The organism is Sphingobium sp. B11D3A (assembly GCF_025961695.1).
Lineage (GTDB): Bacteria > Pseudomonadota > Alphaproteobacteria > Sphingomonadales > Sphingomonadaceae > Sphingobium.
This window is the reverse complement of sequence record NZ_JAOQOE010000001.1, coordinates 658454-676484: the sequence shown is the minus strand read 5'-3', so window position 1 is coordinate 676484 and position 18031 is coordinate 658454. Positions and strand designations below refer to the sequence as shown.

General features: G+C 65.1%; 17 protein-coding genes. 7 read left to right on the top strand and 10 right to left on the bottom strand.

The window, feature by feature from the left end:
- Window positions 1-12: 12 nt before the first annotated feature.
- Window positions 13-786, bottom strand: a complete 774-nt coding sequence (locus M2332_RS03200) for an NAD kinase (RefSeq protein WP_264570410.1) — start codon at window positions 784-786, stop codon at window positions 13-15.
- Window positions 787-795: 9 nt separating this feature from the next.
- Window positions 796-1827 (bottom strand): GTP 3',8-cyclase MoaA, encoded by a 1032-nt coding sequence (gene moaA, locus M2332_RS03195; protein ID WP_413715935.1) that lies wholly within the window; start codon window positions 1825-1827, stop codon window positions 796-798.
- Between the two features lie 86 nt (window positions 1828-1913).
- On the opposite strand from moaA, the gene M2332_RS03190 reads away from it, so the two are divergent.
- Window positions 1914-4043 carry a putative bifunctional diguanylate cyclase/phosphodiesterase gene (locus M2332_RS03190; protein WP_264572942.1) on the top strand — a complete coding sequence of 710 codons (2130 nt, stop codon included), beginning with the start codon at window positions 1914-1916 and terminating at the stop codon, window positions 4041-4043.
- A 10-nt stretch (window positions 4044-4053) separates the two neighbouring features.
- Here M2332_RS03190 and M2332_RS03185 read toward each other — a convergent pair whose 3' ends face one another.
- The 3 genes from M2332_RS03185 to murI form a co-directional block, all read right to left on the bottom strand.
- Window positions 4054-4230, bottom strand: coding sequence for a hypothetical protein (locus tag M2332_RS03185; RefSeq protein ID WP_181559792.1), 177 nt, complete (start codon window positions 4228-4230; stop codon window positions 4054-4056).
- Between the two features lie 174 nt (window positions 4231-4404).
- Complete coding sequence (gene hemA, locus M2332_RS03180; RefSeq protein ID WP_264572941.1) at window positions 4405-5625, bottom strand: 5-aminolevulinate synthase; 1221 nt, start codon at window positions 5623-5625, stop codon at window positions 4405-4407.
- A 125-nt stretch (window positions 5626-5750) separates the two neighbouring features.
- Entirely contained in the window at window positions 5751-6566 is an 816-nt protein-coding gene (murI, locus tag M2332_RS03175; RefSeq protein ID WP_264572940.1) for a glutamate racemase, read from the bottom strand.
- A 109-nt stretch (window positions 6567-6675) separates the two neighbouring features.
- On the opposite strand from murI, the gene M2332_RS03170 reads away from it, so the two are divergent.
- Complete coding sequence (locus M2332_RS03170) at window positions 6676-7689, top strand: acetylserotonin O-methyltransferase (protein WP_264572939.1); 1014 nt, start codon at window positions 6676-6678, stop codon at window positions 7687-7689.
- A 54-nt stretch (window positions 7690-7743) separates the two neighbouring features.
- Here M2332_RS03170 and folD read toward each other — a convergent pair whose 3' ends face one another.
- Complete coding sequence (gene folD, locus M2332_RS03165) at window positions 7744-8565, bottom strand: bifunctional methylenetetrahydrofolate dehydrogenase/methenyltetrahydrofolate cyclohydrolase FolD (protein ID WP_319801495.1); 822 nt, start codon at window positions 8563-8565, stop codon at window positions 7744-7746.
- 476 nt (window positions 8566-9041) lie between these two features.
- Between folD and M2332_RS03160 the strand changes: the two genes are divergently transcribed.
- Window positions 9042-9575 (top strand): PEPxxWA-CTERM sorting domain-containing protein, encoded by a 534-nt coding sequence (locus M2332_RS03160; protein WP_264572938.1) that lies wholly within the window; start codon window positions 9042-9044, stop codon window positions 9573-9575.
- A gap of 91 nt (window positions 9576-9666) precedes the next feature.
- On the opposite strand, the gene M2332_RS03155 is transcribed toward M2332_RS03160, so the two are convergent.
- Complete coding sequence (locus tag M2332_RS03155; protein WP_264572937.1) at window positions 9667-10146, bottom strand: PH domain-containing protein; 480 nt, start codon at window positions 10144-10146, stop codon at window positions 9667-9669.
- Between the two features lie 185 nt (window positions 10147-10331).
- On the opposite strand from M2332_RS03155, the gene M2332_RS03150 reads away from it, so the two are divergent.
- Complete coding sequence (locus M2332_RS03150) at window positions 10332-11714, top strand: AcvB/VirJ family lysyl-phosphatidylglycerol hydrolase (protein ID WP_264572936.1); 1383 nt, start codon at window positions 10332-10334, stop codon at window positions 11712-11714.
- Window positions 11715-11729: 15 nt separating this feature from the next.
- Here the strand turns inward: M2332_RS03150 and mprF are convergent, their stop codons facing one another.
- The 3 genes from mprF to M2332_RS03135 are packed head-to-tail and all read right to left on the bottom strand — an operon-like array spanning window position 11730 to window position 15426.
- On the bottom strand, window positions 11730-14279 hold the full coding sequence (gene mprF / locus M2332_RS03145) for a bifunctional lysylphosphatidylglycerol flippase/synthetase MprF (RefSeq protein WP_264572935.1): 2550 nt from the start codon (window positions 14277-14279) through the stop codon (window positions 11730-11732).
- Between the two features lie 24 nt (window positions 14280-14303).
- On the bottom strand, window positions 14304-14714 hold the full coding sequence (locus M2332_RS03140) for a DUF2147 domain-containing protein (protein ID WP_264570400.1): 411 nt from the start codon (window positions 14712-14714) through the stop codon (window positions 14304-14306).
- Window positions 14707-15426 (bottom strand): virulence factor, encoded by a 720-nt coding sequence (locus tag M2332_RS03135; protein ID WP_264572934.1) that lies wholly within the window; start codon window positions 15424-15426, stop codon window positions 14707-14709. Before M2332_RS03135 ends, M2332_RS03140 begins: the two co-directional genes overlap by 8 nt.
- A 155-nt stretch (window positions 15427-15581) precedes the next feature.
- Here M2332_RS03135 and M2332_RS03130 point away from each other — a divergent pair, with 155 nt between their 5' ends.
- Genes M2332_RS03130 through M2332_RS03120 form a run of 3 tightly spaced genes read left to right on the top strand, consistent with a single transcriptional unit; the run spans window position 15582 to window position 18017 of the window.
- Complete coding sequence (locus M2332_RS03130; RefSeq protein ID WP_264572933.1) at window positions 15582-15941, top strand: PDZ domain-containing protein; 360 nt, start codon at window positions 15582-15584, stop codon at window positions 15939-15941.
- A 19-nt stretch (window positions 15942-15960) separates the two neighbouring features.
- Window positions 15961-16641: a winged helix-turn-helix domain-containing protein gene (locus tag M2332_RS03125; protein ID WP_264570397.1), complete on the top strand. Its 681-nt coding sequence runs from the start codon at window positions 15961-15963 to the stop codon at window positions 16639-16641.
- Window positions 16638-18017, top strand: a complete 1380-nt coding sequence (locus tag M2332_RS03120) for a sensor histidine kinase (protein ID WP_264572932.1) — start codon at window positions 16638-16640, stop codon at window positions 18015-18017. The genes M2332_RS03125 and M2332_RS03120 overlap by 4 nt, the downstream gene beginning before the upstream one ends.
- Window positions 18018-18031: the final 14 nt, after the last annotated feature.

The window sequence follows — 18031 nt, the reverse complement described above, 5'->3', positions numbered from 1 at the left end:
ACGCAAGAGCACTCATGAGATAAATTGTTCAGCCGCGATCCGATCATCCAGCGTGTGCTCAGGATCGAACAAAAGCGTGAGCGGCATGGCGAAATCCACGGCGATCTCGACCTGCGAGACATCGCGCACTTCGCGCTGGTCCGCCACGGCGGAGACGGGGCGCTTGACGGGGTCGACCACGCGCAGCCGAATCTTGCTGCGCTCCGGCAGAATCGCGCCCCGCCAACGGCGCGGACGGAAGGGGCTGATCGGCGTGAGCGCGACGAGGCCGCAGTCGAGCGGCAGAATGGGCCCGTGTGCGGAGAGATTATAGGCCGTGGAGCCGGCCGGCGTGGCCACAAGCGCGCCGTCGCAGACCAGTTCCTGGATCACGACTCGCCCATTGACGGAAACTTCGAGCCAGGCGGTCTGGCGTGTTTCGCGCAGCAGGGAGATTTCGTTGATCGCGGGCATCGCGAAGGTTTCACCGCTCACTGTCACGGCGTGCATCCGCAAGGGGTTCACCTTGAAGGCCTTGGCCTTGTCGAGCCGCTGGTCCAGCCCGTCCTGCCGCCATTCGTTCATCAGGAAGCCCACGGTGCCCAGGTTCATGCCGAACACGGGCACCCGGCGATGGCTCTCCAGCAGCGCATGGAGTGTCTGCAGCATGAAGCCGTCGCCGCCCAGCGCAATGATGATATCGGCCTCGTTGAGGCTGACGAACGGAATGACGGCCTGCAGCCGCCGCGCGGCTTCCTGCGCAGCGTCCGTGGGCGAGGCCAGCAGGGCAAGTTTGCGATCGGCCATGAGGTGGCGTTATCCGCCCGTCACGCTCATGTGGCGGCGCGTTGCGGGCTGCGCCCCTGCGGCGACGCTGAAGTCGTGCGCCAGCGGCTTGGCAGCCAATGCCCGGTCGAGCAGGGCATCGATGCCCGCGACACCCTGTTCGCGGAATGCGGCCTTGAGATCGATATGATCTTCATGCCCCAGGCACATGTAGATGCGTCCCTGGCAGGTGAGGCGCATCCGGTTGCAATCGGCGCAGAAATTCTGGGAGAGCGGCGTGATGAGGCCCAGCCGGGTCTTGAGGCCGGAGAGGGCAAAATAGCGCGCCGGCCCGCCGGTGCGGTCATCCAGCGGGATGAGAGCGTGCCGCTCGCGAATCGGAGCGATTGCCTCGATCAGCGGCAGGAAGCGATCCGAGCGATCCTCTGCCACTTCGCCGAGCGGCATCGTCTCGATCAGGGTGAGGTCGAAGCCCTGCTGCGCGCAATAATCGAGCAGCGGCAGCATCTGGCCTTCGTTGGTATCCCGCAGCGCCACAGTGTTGAGCTTGACCTTGAGGCCCGCCTGCCGCGCGGCCTCAAGACCGCCGAGCACCTTGGCGATATCGCCGCCGCGCGTCACATGCGCGAAAATGTCCGGATCGAGCGCATCGAGGCTGACGTTGATGCGCCGGATGCCGGCATCGAACAGCATATCGGCATAGGTCGCGAGTTGCGTGCCGTTGGTCGTCAGCGTCAGTTCGTCCAGCCGGCCGGCCTTCACATGGCGCCCCAGCGCACGAGCGAGATCGCCGAAGTCGCGGCGCACCAGCGGCTCGCCGCCTGACAGGCGAATCCTGCGGACGCCCCGGGCAATGAAGCGCTCGGCGATGACCGCAATTTCTTCAAGCGTCAGGATTTCCCGCCGGGGGAGGAACTGCATCGTCTCGCTCATGCAGTAGCGGCAGCGCAGATCGCAGCGATCCGTCACCGAAATCCGCAGATAGTCGATGCGGCGACCGTGACTGTCGCGCATGGCCGGAGCTGCGTCGGGGAGGCTGTCGATTGCGTTCGCCATACGCATTAGCTAGGCGATGCGGGGGGAAGGCGCAACCATCGCGCGTCGGTTGCGCTCGATCCCGTCCGCTAATCCACAAGCCTGAACGGATCGTGACCATTGTGAGAGAGCCTGCCGCAACCCGGCCCCATGAAGAGGGCGACCAGTCCTCCGGCCCGTCCGGGGACATGGGCGGGCTGCCGCTGTTCATTCTCTCGGCCGCGCACCGTGACGCGCTTTCCGCCTGCGCTGCGCGGGCCGGGTGGAAGCCGATCGCGGCGCGGCGGCTGGACCGGGCCGAGAGCCGCTATCTCGGGAGCCTGGCACGCATCGCGGTCATCGATCTGCGGGGTGTGGCGCCGGATGATGCGCTCGAGATGGTGAAGGCCCTTGCGGCCGCCGTCGAAGCCTCCGGGGGCGCCTTGCTGCTGCTCGTTGAAGACGTCGGCGCGCCGCACGTCCCCGGGTTGATCGCCGCCGGCGCCACCCATCTGCTTGATGGCGAGATCGACGAGACCCGCTTCACCATCGCGCTGCGCACCGCCGACAAGCTGGCCGAGCGCTTGATCGGCAGTCTTGCCGCAGCGGGCAACCGCCATGCCGTCGCACGCAGCGATGGCCTGTTCTGGCGCTGGAATGGAGCGGAGCGGACGCTCGCGATCAGCCCGGCGCTGGGCGATCTGCTGCGGATCATGGTGCCGGATGCCGACCATGCCCGGCTTGGCATTGCCGATCTGGTCCGTGCGCTGGATCGGGCGGATCGGGCAGGAGCCGTGGCCGCGATCCGTCGCGCCGTTGACGACCTGATGCCCTCCGCCTTTGCCCATGCCGTCCCGTCCCAGCCGGATCGACGGCTGGTCCAGCATCTCTATCCGGACGCGCAGGGCTTTAGCGGTGAGGTCGAGGAACTCGATGTGCATCATCGCGCCAACCGGCGGGATCGGGACCCGATGACGGGCCTTGCCAGCCGTCAAGGCGCGATCCGCTGGCTCGACCATCATTTGGCGCAAGGGCGGCTGCCGGCGGTTCTGCTGATCGGGCTTGGCGATTTCGACCGGGTGAACAGCGCTTATGGGCGGTTGGTCGGCGATGCGATGCTCTCTCGGGTGGCGATCCGCCTTCAGCGCCTTGTCGATGCCATGGCGCCGCGCGACTCGCTGGTGGCGCGGATCACCGGCACAGAGTTTGTCATCGCCGTGCTGGGCGGGCCTGAAACCGCGCTGCCATCCGTCGAGAGGGCAACGCTGCTTGCGCAGCAAATCGTCGCGGAAATCAGTCGGCCCTTCAACGCGGGCGACTATCTCATTCGCCTGACGGCGCGCTGCGGCCTTGCGCCCGGTCAATCCGGCGATGCGGCCGAGACGATCCTGCGCCGCGCAAGCAATGCGCTCGCGGACGCCCGGCGCGGCAGTGCGCAGGGCGGCATCCGCATCCGGGTGGCGGACGAAGCCAGCCGCATCGTGGATGATGATCGCTTGCAGAACGACCTGCGCCACGCCCTCGATTCCGGGCAGATCCAGCTCCTGTTCCAGCCGCAATATGCCATGGAGGATGACAGCATTGTCGGGGTCGAGGCGCTCGCGCGCTGGCAGCACCCACATTATGGCGAGATCGGCGCCGGCGCGCTGTTTGCCATCGCCGAGCGATCCGATTTCATGCTGCCGCTCTCCGATCATATTCATGCGCGGGCATTGGCGGAGGCGGCGGCATGGCCCGAGGAGCTGCGCGATCTGCGGTTAGCGATCAACGTGACGGCGGCCGACATTTCCGAGCCGGATTTCCTGCAGAACTTCCTGCAGACCGTTGATGCATCGGGCTTCGCGCGCGAGCGTTTGACCGTCGAACTGACTGAAAGCGGCCTGGTCGAGCATCTCGCCGGCGCCTCGCTGCTGCTCACGCAATTGCGTGAGGCGGGGCTCAAGGTCGCGGTTGACGATTTTGGAACCGGCTATTCCAGCCTTGCCTATCTCAAGGCGCTGCCGCTCGATTATCTCAAGATCGACCGGAGCATCGCGCGCGATATCGAGGGCACGGCGCGTGATCGTGTGATCGTCCGCGCGATCATCGATATGGGGCGCTCGCTAGGGCTGGGCGTGATCGCCGAGGGTGTGGAAACCGAGCAGCAACTCGCGCTTCTCGCGCGGGCGGGCTGCACATGTTATCAGGGTTTTCTGCGTTCGCCGGCCATTGCCAGCGACAAGCTCGCCGATCTCGTTCGCGCGAGTCAGCGTAGCGCCACCTAGCGCGGCGCGCTCAACCGTAACGCAGTTCACCCCGGAAGGGCAGATTACGACGAGCAATTTCGGTGTTCACCGCCTGTTGCAGCGGCGTATTCGACTCGCGCGCAGCCGCACGACGGGCGATTGCGTATAATTCGGCATCCAGCATGGCTCTCGCCATGTCCGTGCATTCGTCGGTTAATTTTCTCATCGGATGTCCCTCCTATCGAGGGGCAAAGCGGAATTCCGCGCACTGTCAGCTGCAATGTACAGCCGACTCGATGATAAACAGCGAAACTCCCCGCCTCAACGCGAGAAGTGTAACACAGCTGGCAAAAAATGGGTGGGAAATCCGAACCGCTCGCCCGATTTCCCGTGCCGCCGGTCAGGCCGCCTTGCGGAACTCCAGGTCCAGCCGATCCCAAATCTCGACCAGCGCGGAGACAAGCTCACGCATCATCTCTTCGCTGTGGGACGGGCCGGGCGTGAACCGCAGCCGCTCCGTACCGCGCGGCACGGTGGGGAAGTTGATGGGCTGCACATACACGCCATATTCGGCGAGCAGAATGTCGCTGATCCGCTTGGCCTTCACCGGATCGCCGACCATCAGCGGCACGATATGGGTGACCGACGGCATGACCGGCAGATTGGCATTGGCCATTTCGGCCTTGAGGAACGCCGCTGCGGCCTGTTGCGCGTCGCGCTCGACCTGGCTCTGCTTGAGGTGACGCACGGCCGCCAGCACGCCGGCAACGAGCACCGGCGAGAGGGAGGTAGTGAAGATAAAACCCGGCGCATAGCTGCGGATCACATCGATGATCACCTTGTCGGCAGCGATATAGCCGCCCATCACGCCAAAGGCTTTGCCCAACGTGCCCTCGAGGATCGTGATGCGGTGCGCCGCCTCGTCCCGCTCGGTGATGCCACCGCCGCGCTGGCCGTACATTCCTACGGCATGCACTTCATCGCAGTAGGTGAGCGCGTTGAACTCATCGGCAAGGTCGCAGATGTCGTGGATGGGCGCCACGTCGCCGTCCATCGAATAAACGCTCTCGAAGGCGATCAGCTTGGGCGCATCCGGATCGGCCTCGGCCAGCAGTTCGCGCAGATGGGCCACGTCATTATGACGGAACACGCGCTTCTCGCAGCCCGAATTGCGGATGCCCGCAATCATCGAGGCGTGGTTGAGCGCATCAGAAAAGATGATGCAGCCGGGCAGCAGCTTGCCCAGCGTGGCGAGTGTCGCCTCGTTGGAGACATAGCCGGATGTGAAGAGCAGCGCGCTCTCCTTGCCGTGCAGGTCAGCCAGCTCGGCTTCCAGATCGATATGATAATGGGTGTTGCCGCCGATATTGCGGGTGCCGCCGGAGCCGGCGCCGACATCGTGCAGCGCCTCTTCCATGGCCGCGATCACCTTGGGATGCTGGCCCATGGCGAGATAATCGTTGGAGCACCAGACGGTGATCGGCTTCGGACCGTTATGCCCGGCAAAGCAGCGCGCATTGGGGAAGGCGCCCTTGTTCCGCAGAATGTCGATGAAGACCCGGTAGCGGCCCTCGCCATGCAGGCGCTCGATCGCCTGCGTGAAAACATGCTGATAATTCATGGTCGGCAGCTTGTCCCGTCTCGATACCGCGCCTCTAGCGGTCTATGGCTCGCAATTCCACTGATAATGGCTTGCAAGTCGATATTGGCGTCTAATGATGTAGCGCCGCTACGCTTTGATTTGCCTCAAAGCAGTTCGGTTTTGGTGATGCCGTAAGTCTGCAGCGCGGGGCTGAGTGCGTCGATGTCCGGTGAGGGGCCGGTGAAGACGGCTTTGCCCGGCGCCGGCTCGGCCGGCCAAGGCGCCTCGCCATTCAGCCAGGCGATCCGCCGCGCGATTCCGTCGCCGCCGTGGAGGAAGGTGATGGGGCGCGGCGCGGCCTCGGCCAGTTCGGCTTCCACCAACGGAAAGTGCGTGCAGGCGAGCACCACCATGTCCATCCGGTCTCCGCCCGGCTGCTCGAGCAGGCCGGCGAGGGCGGTGGCCGGAATTTCCGGGTCGGCCGGTGCACCGCGCAGCCGCGCCTCGGCATAAGCGACCAAAGCGGCGCTGCCATGGCGCAAGACCGTACAGTCCGCGCCATGCTCGCGGGCGAGCCGATCGACATAGGGTTGTCGCACCGTCGCATCCGTGCCCAGCACGCCGATGACCCGAGTCTTCGAGGCTAGAGCGGCCGGCTTGATCGCAGGCACCGTGCCGACAACGGGAATATCGAGCGCCGCGCGCACCGAGGCGAGGGCGATGGTCGAAGCGGTGTTGCAGGCGATCACGGCCATGCGGGGGCGATAGCGCTCCACCAGCCGGCCCAGCAGCGCCGGGACGCGCGCCGCGATCTCCGCCTCGCTCTTGATGCCATAGGGAAAGCCGGCATTGTCGGCGGCATAGACGATGGGCATCGTCGGCAGCAGGGCCATGGCGGGGCGCAGGATGGACAGCCCCCCCACGCCGGAATCGAAGAACAGGACGGGAGCCGCTTCAGGCGGGCGGGTCGGTTCAGCCATGGCGCTTCTCTTGACGCTGCGTGTCCGCACAAGTCAATCGTCGATGATGGGCGCGGTTGAGCGCTGATGGCGGCTCTGCCATCATGGCATCCGATAACGGAGGAAGAGGATGGACGGCACAATCGACCGTGAAGAGCGGCATCGGCTTATCGACATGATCACGGCGGCCTGGAAGACCAAGGTGATTGGCGAGGCGGTTGGGTTGGGCCTCATCGAGGAACTCGCTGCCGGACGCCACGATAGCGCGGCTATCGCTCAGTCACTGGGTGCCAGTGAGGACGGGGTCATGCGCCTGTTGCGCGCACTGGCGGTGCTTGGCCTTGTCACGCATGAGGGCTCGGATCGCTTCTCGCCTACGCCGCTCGGGGATTGCCTGCGCAAGGACGCGCCAGATTCGCTATATGGCATGAGCGGACATTGGAATGAGCGGATGTGGAACAGCTTCGCCAATCTGGGTGTCAGCGTGAAGAGCGGGGAGCCCTCCGTGCCGTCCGGCCCTGATCATTTCGTCCAGCAGCAGGCTGATCCGGCGCGGGCGGATGTCTTCAACCGCGCCATGGCAGAAGGGAGCCTGCGTGTCGGGCGGGCTCTCGCGCGGGCTTATGACTTTTCCGACGTGAAGACGGTGCGGGACGTCGGCGGCGGCTATGGCGCACTGCTTGTCGGCTTGCTCGAAGCCCATCCCCATCTGCGCGGCGAAATTTTTGATCTGGCCACGCTCGGCGACGCTGCGCTCAATTGGCAGGACGGGCAGCCCGTTCGAGATCGCATTGCCTATCTCGGCGGCAGCTTTTTCGATGCCGTTCCGCCCGGCGCGGACCTCCTTCTCCTCAAATTCATTCTGCATGACTGGAACGACGCGCGGTGTCGGACAATCCTGTCCAACTGCCGGGATGCGATTGGGGACGGGCGCATCCTGATCATCGAGCGGATCGTGCCCGACCGTGTCGGCCCGGGCGACGAAGACGTGATCCGGGGCGACCTGATCATGCTCAGCGTTGGCGGCAAGGAGCGAACGGAGGCCGAATATCGCGCCTTGTTGAGCGCGACCGGGCTCGAAATGACCGGCATCACCCCGATCGATGACCGTTATGCGGCCATTGAAGCGCGGCGCGTCGGCTAATTGATGAATGCGGAGCGCACCGGCGGGCGATCCGCCAGCGCGCTGAAAGGCTGATCAGCCGTCCTTATTGGCCGCGATGCGCTCGGCTGACTGGATGGTGTTCTCCAGCAGCATCGCGATGGTCATCGGGCCGACGCCGCCCGGCACGGGCGTGATGTGGCTCGCCTTTTTGGAAACGCCCTCGAAATCCACATCGCCGACCACGCGGCCATCGGGCAGGCGATTGATGCCCACGTCGATCACCACCACACCGGTCTTCACCATCTGCGGCACGATCAGGTTCGGCACGCCCGCAGCGACGACGAGAATATCGGCGAGGATGGTCCACTGGCCGAGATCCCGCGTCTTGGCATGGCAGATCGCGACTGTCGCATCATTGGCCATGAGCATCAGCGCCATCGGCTTGCCGACGATGTTGGATGCGCCGACTACGACGACATTGCGCCCTTCGATGGGGATGCCCTCATGCTTGAGCAGGTTCATCACGCCATAAGGCGTGCAGGGCGGGAAGACCTGGCGCCCCACCACCAGCGCGCCGACATTGTAAAGGTGGAAGCCATCGACGTCCTTCTCGGGCGCGATGGTCTCCAGCACCTTCTCCATGTCGATATGCTTGGGCAGGGGCAGCTGGACGAGAATGCCGTGGACATTGGGATCGGCATTCAACTTGCCGATCAGCACCAGCAATTCCTCATTGGTGATGGTGGCCGGGTGACGATGGCTGATCGACTTGATGCCGACCGCCTCGCAGGCCTTCACCTTGCGGCTGACATAGATGGCGGATGCGGGGTCCTCACCAACCAGCACAACCGCCAGACCGGGCGTCACGCCGCGCGCCTGAAGTGCCTCGACCCGTGCGCGCTGCTCGTCGCGCATCTTGAGGGCGACGGTCTTGCCGTCGATCAGCTTGGCGCCGCCCACTGGCCGATTGTCCGTTGCGAGAGCGTTCACGCGATCCTGCCTTTCTGATGCGGCCTGTGATGTCGGCCCATTTGCTGTTCGTCCCGATCCCATGCCCGGCGGTCGCGCGCGTCACGCTTGATCTCTCCCAGGTGGAATGCCCTCATAGAGCCTTCTGCTCTTTAAGGGCCGCGACGCAGCAAGTGCAGCCAAGCAATTGATCTTTGGCGCCGTCCATAAGTGGCGGGATAATTCAAGTCAAACGAGGCTGGGGCTTTCGCAGGAATGCCTGATCGACCCGGCGTGAGCCTGCTGGGCTGGGGGCGGTCGGAACGATAAGAGTGGCCCATTTTAGAACAGCAATGGTTAATATTATTGTTAATCATATTCTAAGGTCTGCTATGCGCCTCCAGTCAGCTGCAGACTCGCAGCGGCACATGTGGGAGATTATCATGCGTAAATCACTTTTGGCGGCAGCGTCGCTCGGTGCGATGCTGCTGGCGGCAGCGCCTGCCTCTGCAGCAGTCACGTTCACGCTGGATGATGTGAACTTCGTCGGCGGCGGTGCGCTGACGGGATCGTTCACCACCAGCAACGATCTGTCGACGCTGCTCGATTTCTCGATCAGCACCACGAAGAACAATTACGGCTTCTTCGGCAACTTCCCGGGCGACACCTACACGCTGGCGGATGCCCTTGGCTTCACCTGGTCTTCGACCCTCGGTCTGAGCGCATCGTTCCTCTCGCCGATTTCGAGCATCTCGCTGGTCTTTGCAAGCCCGCTGACGGCTGATGGCACGTCGCTCGCGCTCTCGAACGAGACCGTCGTGAAGTGGAATGGCGGCACGCGCTTCGCCCTGTCCGGCAGCGTTTCGCCGGTTGCGGCGCCCGTGCCTGAGCCGGCAACGTGGATGATGCTGATCGGCGGGTTTGCGATTGCTGGTACGATGATGCGTCGTCGTCGCACGACTGTCAGCTTCGCCTGAGTCGAGCGCTCGATTTCAAGGAAGCCCGGCTGGAAACGGCCGGGCTTTTTTGCGTGCCAATCTAGCCGGTCCGGCAACGCGCCCGGTGCGCTTACATGTCGATTTCGCGCACGCCCTTGAGCCTGCGAGCGCGCTCCACGCGGTTGCGCAGTTCCGTGCGGATATGGCGCGCATTCTCCAGGTTGCTGATGCGCAGCACGGTGCGCCGATCGACGCCTTCGCCGGTCAGGTCCGAGGAAATGATCTGCAGATTGCCGACGTCAAACAATTGCTGGATGATGGAGAAATCCGCGCGCACATCCTTGATGCGGTAGAGTTCGATCTCCTCTTCCGTCCGGGCGAGGATGCCCTGCCGAATGAACAGGCGCTCGCCGCTCAGCTCGTACCATGTCATGCGATAGCGCAGCGCGACCACGCCCACGGCAATAAAGGGAATCCCGAGCAGCAGGATCGATCCGGCCAAGGTCAGCCAGCCCTTGAAGGATTTGAGCAGGAAGGCCGACATGGTCGGGCGAAATCCGATGACATGCTCGGTCTGCCATCCCGCCATCTGAAGTGCTCTGCCGGTCATGCTCTGCTCCATCCTCGCCGCGCTCTAGTCGGCCGGGGCAGGGAGCACGTCAAGAGGGGTGAGTGATCGCTTTTGCGACGAGCCCACCTTGCATCTCGCCGAGCAGCGGGCGCTGTAGTATTCCGGCCCGCTAGAGGCATCGGGCGACGCGGTCGCCGACGGTCGGATCGAACACGAGGTAGAACATGCGCAAGAAACTGCTCGGCTTTCTGGCGTTGGGATTGCTGGGTGCGGTCAGCGCGACTGCGCAGGGGCGGACATCCGTCGCCGCGCCGAGCGCATCCTATCGGCTGGCGCCCTTTGGCGCCGTGCATGTCGACCGGCCGGCCGGTGCGCCGCAGGGTGTCGTGATCTTCCTTTCGGATTCGCCGACTGCCGCTCCCATCGCGCGCGGTTTGAGCCAGCGCGGGCTCCTCGTTGCGACGGTTTCGGCAGCTACATTGCTCAAGACCGTTCAGGCTTGGCATCAACGCTGCCTCAACCTGAATGCGCCGATCAACGATCTCTCCAAGGATCTCCAGCATCGTGCGGGAATTGAGGCCTATCTCAAGCCCGTGCTGATCGGCCAAGGCATGGGAGCGGCTCTGACCTATGCCGCGCTGTCGCAATGGCCCAACGCGCCCTACCGTGGGGTGATCTCGATCGGCTTCACGCCGCAGGTGATTAGTGCCAGCCCGTGGTGCGCGACCGGAGGGGCGTCCTTTGCGCGCGTCGGGCAGACCGCTCGGTGGTCGTTGAAACCGAACAGGCAGATTGGCGTGCCTTGGCTCGTCATGGGCACGGCGGCGCAAGTCGGCCGGACGCAATCCTTCGTGCGCGCGGTGCCGGGCGCCAACCAGAGAACGCTGCCCTCAGCCGCGCAGGCATGGCCGAAAGCCATCGCGGATGCGACGATGGCACTGCTGCCGCGCGACCAGCCGCGCCCTCCCGCCGGCGCGCTCCCGCACCTCACCATGCCGCTCACGTTGGTGCAGGCGGCGCCGACGCCGATGAACCGCGATCTGATGGCGATCATCTATTCGGGCGACGGCGGCTGGGCGAGCATCGACCGCGACGTGGCGAGCCAACTCGCTGCGGCAGGGATACCGGTGGTCGGCGTGGACAGCCTCGAATATTTCTGGACTGCGCGCACCCCTGCCGGGACCGGGCGCGATCTCGGAGCGCTCATCGAGACATTCAGCGAGCGATGGGCGCGTCCGCGGGTTCTGCTCATCGGTTACAGCTTCGGCGCGGATGCCCTCCCATTCATGGTCGATGCTCTACCGCCGGCCATCCGCAGCAAGATCGAGCGCGTGTCCCTGCTGGGCTTGAGCAGCACGGCGGATTTCCAGTTTCACCTCAGTAGCTGGCTGGACGTGGGCGATAGCGGCGGGCTGCCGACCATTCCGGCGATTACCCGGCTGCGAGGCCTGGCGGTCCAGTGCGTGCGGGGGCAGGATGAAGAGGAGAGCGCCTGCGGCAAGATCCCGCAGGGGCTGGCCCAGCAATATGTCGTGCCGGGCGGTCATCATTTCGATAGCAACGCGGCGTTGCTGGCGCAGATCATCCTCGCTCGCAAGCGCCCCTGAAGCGCTGACGATGGATCAGGTCTGGGGGCTGCCGCCGATGAGGCTCTGCAGGTCGATGAGCGCGCGGGCGAGCGAGATGCCCTGAGGCCCGGCGATGTAGCGCGGCTCCCATTCGGGCGAGAATTTCTCCTTATAGGCGCGCAGCCCCTCAAAGCCGTAAAAGGCATTGCCGTGCTGATAGAGAAACGCCCCGAGCTTTGACCACAAAGGCGCGAGGCGGCGCGCTTCCAGCCCGGAGAGTGGCGCCATGCCGATGTTGAACCAGCGATAGCCCTGTTGCTGCCCCCATTGCATCAGGCGGATGAACAGAAAGTCCATGGTGCCATAAGGCGCGGCGTCGTCATGGCGCATGAGGTCGATGGAGAGTTCCGAGCGGGTCTGTGTCTGCCAGATGTTGGCGAAGGCGACGATCTGCCCCTGACTGCGCACGACGGCGCAATCGAATCTTGCCAGATAGGCCGGGTCGAAGCGGCCGACGCTAAAGCCTTTCTCGCGCTGGCCCTTGGCCTTGAGCCAGAAATCGGAGACGCGCTCGAGTTCGCCCATATGGGTGGGTACGTCGGTCGCAGGGATCACCTCGAACGTCGCGCCCTCGCGCGTCGCCCGGCGCTCTGCATGGCGCAGCGACTTGGCGCTGGGGCCATCGAGCGAGAATGTCGCGAGGTCCACATGGGCTTCCTCGCCGTATTTGGTGATGCGCAGGCCCAGTTCGATGGCCATCGGCAGGGCGACCGGGCTGATCTGGTAGAGCAGCAGGCGTCCCTGCGCCGCGTCCGCCTTTTCGCGCAGGTCCCAGAGCAGGTCCGACCATTCGTCCTCGGCGCCGACAGGATCGCCCATCACGATCCAACTGGCGCCCTTGATCTGATACATCAGGAAGGCGCGGCCGCTTTGCGAGTGGAGGAAGCGCTTGTCTCCGGTGAAGGCAAGATTTGCGTCAGTCCGGTCGGCCAGCGCGATAGCGGCGGGGGACGGCTCATCGCCCCCAGCTTCTACGGCGCGTTCGGCCCGGCCGGGCTCGAACAGGCGGGCAAGGCCGACGCCAACGAGCAGCACCGCGACGGCAAGACTGGCGCGCAGGAATCGCGCGGCATCGGCGCGCTCGGCAAAGCGCCACCACAGATCGTTCTGATAATCCACATGTCGGTAAGCGAATAGACCGATCCAGATCGACAGGCCGACCACCACCGCAATCGTCGCCAGCCAGCCGGGCGAGAAGGCCTCCGCCAGCAGGCGTGTGCGCCGGTAGAACGCGGGCTTGGACCATTGCAGCGCGGCCGCGATGAGCAGCATGACGCCTGCTTCCTCATAATCCAGCCCCTTCACGATCGAGAAGACCGCGCCGGCGAGAAGCAGCAGGCGCGTGAGCCAGAAAGCACCGTCAAGGCGACGGTAAAGCCCGGCGGAGAGCACCAGTAGAGCCGCGCCGATCAGGCTCCCGGCCATGTGGGACAGCTCCACGAACGGCAGCGGCACGATGTCGGACACGGTGTTGGCGCGCCAGGGGATGGTCGGCAGCGATCCGGAGATCAGCAGCACCGTGCCGCCGAAAAAGACCAGCGCAGAGATCATCAGTGGCGCCATGCCGGAGGCGACGACCTGAGCGCCGCGCAGCGTTCGTCCGATGGGCTTATGCCACCGCGCGCCCTCCTGCACCACGATCAGCACGGCCGCCACAATCAGCGGGGCGATATAATAGATGAGGCGATAGGCCAGCAGGGCGGCGACCAGCTCCGGCCGGTCCACATTGGGCAAGGCAATCAGCATGATCGCCTCGAACACGCCGATGCCGCCCGGCACATGGGTGATGAGCACGGCGACGATTGCCAGGGTATAGCCGATGAAGAAGGCCGGCCAGGCGCTGATCTCGATGCCAGGAATGAGCACGAACAACGCCGCGCTGGCCGCTCCAAGATCGAGCGCGCTGATCCCGATGAGCGCGATGATCTGCTTGGCCGGCGGCAAAGGGAGCGACCAGCGACGGACATGCAACGTCCGCCCTCGTCGTCCGGACCAGAGGAGGCCTGCAGCGGTGGCGAGCAGCAAGGCGAGCCCAATCGCACGCAGCACACCAGGCGGGACGACCATCCCGTCAAAAGCCAGCGCTTCGGGCCGCCAGGCGAGCATGGCGCCTGAGAGCACGAACACACCGCTCCAGAAGGTCAGGCTGGCGATCAGGATCACGCGGGCAATATCCCCGGCGCCCAAACCGGAGGCGCTGTACACCCGATATCGCGCCGACCCGCCGGTCAGCAGCGAGAGGCCGAGATTATGGCTCAGAGTGTAGCTGGTGAACGAGGCGATCGCGGCGGTGCGGTAAGGCAGGGGGCGCCCAATGGTGCGCAGGGCCATCACATCATACAGCGTCAGCGCGGCGTAGCTGCATGCGGTGAGGAGCGCGGCAGCCAGAAAGGCGAGAGGAGGCAAGGCGTGGAATGCTGCCCTCACGTCGCGCAGATGGACCTCGCGCAGCAAGTGGCTGAGCGCCACGAAGCCGAGCACGGCCAACAGCAAAGCAACGCCAATGGTCAGGATTGTGCGATGGCGCTGAGTCATGGTCTTCATCTGCCCCCCGGAGGCCATCGGGCGCTAATCGGCCTGAACCTGGCGGACCCAGATCTGGCTTTTGCACAGCCAGCCACCGATCAGGCAACCGGAAATCTTCACCCGATCCCGGTCGAGCTGCTCGATGGTGGACGAGAAGGTGCGGCCAAGGTCCGGCACATAGACGCGGCCCGCCCAATGCCCCGGTGACTTGGCATGATAATCCTGCAGGAGTTTGGTCCCGATCAGCCTGGAGACCCCAGCGTCGGCGGCATCGGCAAGGGCGGTCGCGTTCGCCCAGCTCACCCAGCCGCACAGGCCGCCGTCGCAATCGCCCGTGGTAACGACCACCGTGCCGCGCGGATTGATCCAATGCCCGGCAATGGCGTTCTCGGCATGAGCCGGCGTGAAGGCGCCGATCATGGCGGCAACGGCTATCGCGAGCAGCTTAGCCATGAGGATTGACCCCGGCCGAGGTCATCGCGTCGAACAATAGTCCCGTGACCGCCGCGACATCCCAGTTCAGCTGATGACCGCCGGGAAGGCCATGACTGCGCAGATTAGGCAGGTGGAATCGGGGGCAGAGGCTTTGCGGTTCTTCCTTGCCGTAGACGCAGAGCAAGGGGAGCCAGCTGAGCGTGCGCGCGGTAGGCAGGGCATCATGCTCGGTCTCCCAGAAGCTCAGCACTTCGCTTGGCGATGCACGATACTCGACCGTCGCGCCGGGCACGAAGAGCGCGGCCAGCGCGATATCCCGACGCTGCGCCTCCGGCAGGTTGGCGAGGCCGACATGGAGCATATCCGCGCCAAAGGACTGGCCGATCAGCACCACGCGCCCTTGCGGGTTCACGGCGCGCGCCTGCGCCAGCGCCTGGGTGATGAGCGCAGCAGCCTCGGACGGGGTGCGGGTCTTGCGATAATAGGTCAGGCTGTTGACGCCAACCACCGGGATGCCGGCTGCTTCAAGGCGCTGCGCAATCCTTGGCCCCATGCCGACCCGAAAGCCCATGTCGCCGGAAAAGATGACCGCCACGGGCGCACCGGCGCGCGGATGGTAGCCGGCGGGGCGCAAAATCGTGAACGGGTCGCTGCCGAAATAGCCCAACCAGCCGAACGCCATGAGCACCAGCGCCATAAGGGCAACGAGCGTGATTGCCGTCTTCCGCATCCATCCTCCGCGCCTCGTCATGCTGCTCTCATGTCCATGATCGTCCGAGGGTATCCTCTGGCAGTGACAGCCGGTCAACGCGGTGGCCGCTTCATGAACTTCATGTCATGTGGCGGTCAGCCGCCCGCCATTCCCGATGGTCTAGGCGGGATGTCATGGGCCTCTCGAACCGCCTCCTCTATTTCTTTCTCGTTCCGCTGGCGGGCGCGCCGCCCTTGCTGTCCTCCCATCTCGTGCCACCGTCAGCCGCCGCGCCTCGCCATGCTACGCATGCCGGGTTCACGCTGGGCGAGGACAAGGCGGGCCGGATCGTCGTGACCAGCCTGCGGGATGGGCAGGCAGGGGGCGGGCCGATTGCGGTGGGCGATCAATTGCGCGCTGTGGATGGGCATGCAGTGCGAAGGCTCGGCGTGGCGCGGCACATGATCGACGATCCCGCCCATTGCGACATTCCGCTATCGCTGGCGCACGGCGCCGTGCGATATGAGGCCCGCGCTCGACGATGCGGCAAATAATGGCGCCAGGGACGGTGGAATGGGCAGAAAAATACTCCTGGTCGAAGATGATCGTGCGACGGCCGAGTTCATCTTGAAGGGGCTGGCCGAACATGGCCATGTCGGCGATCATAGCGCGGATGGGCGCGACGGCCTCTTCATGGCGACCGATGGCGGCTATGACGCGATCATTCTCGACCGGATGCTGCCGGGCATGGACGGTATGGCCGTGCTGGGCGCCCTGCGTGCTGCCGGCATCGAAACGCCGGTGATCCTGCTGACTGCGCTCGGCTCCGTAGATGACCGCGTGACGGGGTTGACGGCGGGTGCCGACGATTATCTGGTCAAACCCTTCGCCTTTGCCGAACTGCTCGCCCGGCTGGAACTGCTGATGCGCAAGCGCGGCCATGGTACATCGGTGGAGACGACGCTTGCCTGCAGCGATCTCCACATGGATCTGCTCAAGCGCACGGTGCAGCGCGGCGGTCGACGCGTCGAGCTTCAGCCGCGCGAGTTCCGGCTGCTCGAATATCTGATGCGCTACGCAGGGCAGGTCGTCACGCGCACGATGCTGCTCGAAGGCGTGTGGGATTATCATTTCGACCCTGGCACCAACGTCATCGACGTGCATGTCAGCCGCTTGCGCCGGAAAATCGATATTGAGGGCGATGTCCCCCTGATCCACACCGTGCGCGGCGCGGGCTACCGGCTGGGCGAATGAGTCGACCGGGTGCCGCATCCGGGGCGGGCCTGCGCTGGCTGCGCTCGTCGCATGTCCGCTTCATGGGCTGGATCTTGCTGCTGGAACTGGTGTTCGGCGCGGCGTTACTCGCCTCGGTCACGCAATTCGTGCGCGCCGACCTCGCGGCGGCCGACCGCAGCATCGCCGTTGAGGATCGCGACAGCCTGCTGATGATCGGCCGGGATGAAGGCGTGCAGGCGCTGAACCGGGCAATCGCCGAGCGAACTGCGGACGATAACGATGCCCTCATTCTGCTCGTGGATCGTAACGGGCGCAAAGTGGCTGGAAACCTCTCGGATTGGCCGCCCGATGTCACGGCCGAGGCGGGCTGGACGCGCGCCGAGCTTTACCGGCTGGGAGATGCAGAGCCGGCCCCGTTCGGCATCACCGCCGCGCGGCTGGGCGATGGGCGCCGCTTGCTCGTCGGCCGCCGCGCCGAGGCCAGCGATCAAATCCGCCAGACTGTTCACGAGGCCCTGCTGACCGCGCTGGCGCTTGCCCTGCCGCTCGCGCTCGCCGGCGCATGGTTCGTAGTGCAGATCATCGATCGCCGGATTGGGCACATCGCCGCGACGGCAGAGGGCGTAGGCGCAGGCGATATCGAGCAGCGCGTGCCGCTGCACGGTTCCGGGGACAGCTTCGACCGGCTGGGGGAGGCGATCAATGGGATGCTGGACAGGATCGGCAGCCTGATCGGCGAACTGCGCACCGTCACCGACAGCATGGCGCACGATCTGCGCTCGCCATTGACCCGCCTGCGCGCACGAATCGACCGGGCGCTGGAGACGGACGATCCGGCGGCAATGCGCACGGCCATCGAGGGCATCAGCCGCGAGGCGGACCAGCTGCTCGCCATGCTTACCACCGCGCTGGAGATCAGCCGCGCGGAAGCGGGCATCGGGCGCGAGCGCTTCCGGCCCACACTGCTGGGCGAGATGCTCGCCGATCTGGAAGACTTGTACGCGCCGCTGGTTGAGGAGCAAGGCCGCAGCCTTTCCATCGCAATCGAGCGGCCGGTCGAGGTCAGCGTCCATCGCGAATTGCTGGGTCAGGCGCTCGCCAACCTCCTCGACAATGCGCTCAAATATGGCGCGGGTGCGATGACGCTGTATCTGGATCGCGAGGTTGCAGACGTGATCATCGGTCTTGCCGATGAAGGGGCGGGCATCGCGCCGGATCGGGAAGCAGAAGCCTTGCGGCGCTTCGGTCGGCTGGATGCCGCGCGCGGGCAGGCTGGGGCAGGCCTTGGATTATCGCTCGTCGCGGCCGTGGCGCGCATGCATGGCGGTCAGGTCCGTTTCACCCGCCGCCATGGTCTGTTCGCGGTTGAAATTCTCATCGGCGTGGGAGGCTGAGCGGCCTTCGGTCT

Excerpts from the sequence above, each read along its gene's own strand:
- M2332_RS03155 (WP_264572937.1), bottom strand. The coding sequence starts at position 10,146 with ATGACCGGCAGAGCACTTCAGATGGCGGGATGGCAGACCGAGCATGTC.
- M2332_RS03120 (WP_264572932.1), top strand. The coding sequence starts at position 16,638 with ATGAGTCGACCGGGTGCCGCATCCGGGGCGGGCCTGCGCTGGCTGCGC.
- hemA (WP_264572941.1), bottom strand. The coding sequence starts at position 5,625 with ATGAATTATCAGCATGTTTTCACGCAGGCGATCGAGCGCCTGCATGGC.
- mprF (WP_264572935.1), bottom strand. The coding sequence starts at position 14,279 with ATGAAGACCATGACTCAGCGCCATCGCACAATCCTGACCATTGGCGTT.
- folD (WP_319801495.1), bottom strand. The coding sequence starts at position 8,565 with ATGCGCGACGAGCAGCGCGCACGGGTCGAGGCACTTCAGGCGCGCGGC.
- M2332_RS03140 (WP_264570400.1), bottom strand. The coding sequence starts at position 14,714 with ATGGCTAAGCTGCTCGCGATAGCCGTTGCCGCCATGATCGGCGCCTTC.
- M2332_RS03130 (WP_264572933.1), top strand. The coding sequence starts at position 15,582 with ATGGGCCTCTCGAACCGCCTCCTCTATTTCTTTCTCGTTCCGCTGGCG.
- M2332_RS03170 (WP_264572939.1), top strand. The coding sequence starts at position 6,676 with ATGGACGGCACAATCGACCGTGAAGAGCGGCATCGGCTTATCGACATG.
- murI (WP_264572940.1), bottom strand. The coding sequence starts at position 6,566 with ATGGCTGAACCGACCCGCCCGCCTGAAGCGGCTCCCGTCCTGTTCTTC.
- M2332_RS03160 (WP_264572938.1), top strand. The coding sequence starts at position 9,042 with ATGCGTAAATCACTTTTGGCGGCAGCGTCGCTCGGTGCGATGCTGCTG.
- M2332_RS03150 (WP_264572936.1), top strand. The coding sequence starts at position 10,332 with ATGCGCAAGAAACTGCTCGGCTTTCTGGCGTTGGGATTGCTGGGTGCG.
- moaA (WP_413715935.1), bottom strand. The coding sequence starts at position 1,827 with ATGCGTATGGCGAACGCAATCGACAGCCTCCCCGACGCAGCTCCGGCC.
- M2332_RS03185 (WP_181559792.1), bottom strand. The coding sequence starts at position 4,230 with ATGAGAAAATTAACCGACGAATGCACGGACATGGCGAGAGCCATGCTG.
- M2332_RS03135 (WP_264572934.1), bottom strand. The coding sequence starts at position 15,426 with ATGCGGAAGACGGCAATCACGCTCGTTGCCCTTATGGCGCTGGTGCTC.
- M2332_RS03200 (WP_264570410.1), bottom strand. The coding sequence starts at position 786 with ATGGCCGATCGCAAACTTGCCCTGCTGGCCTCGCCCACGGACGCTGCG.
- M2332_RS03125 (WP_264570397.1), top strand. The coding sequence starts at position 15,961 with ATGGGCAGAAAAATACTCCTGGTCGAAGATGATCGTGCGACGGCCGAG.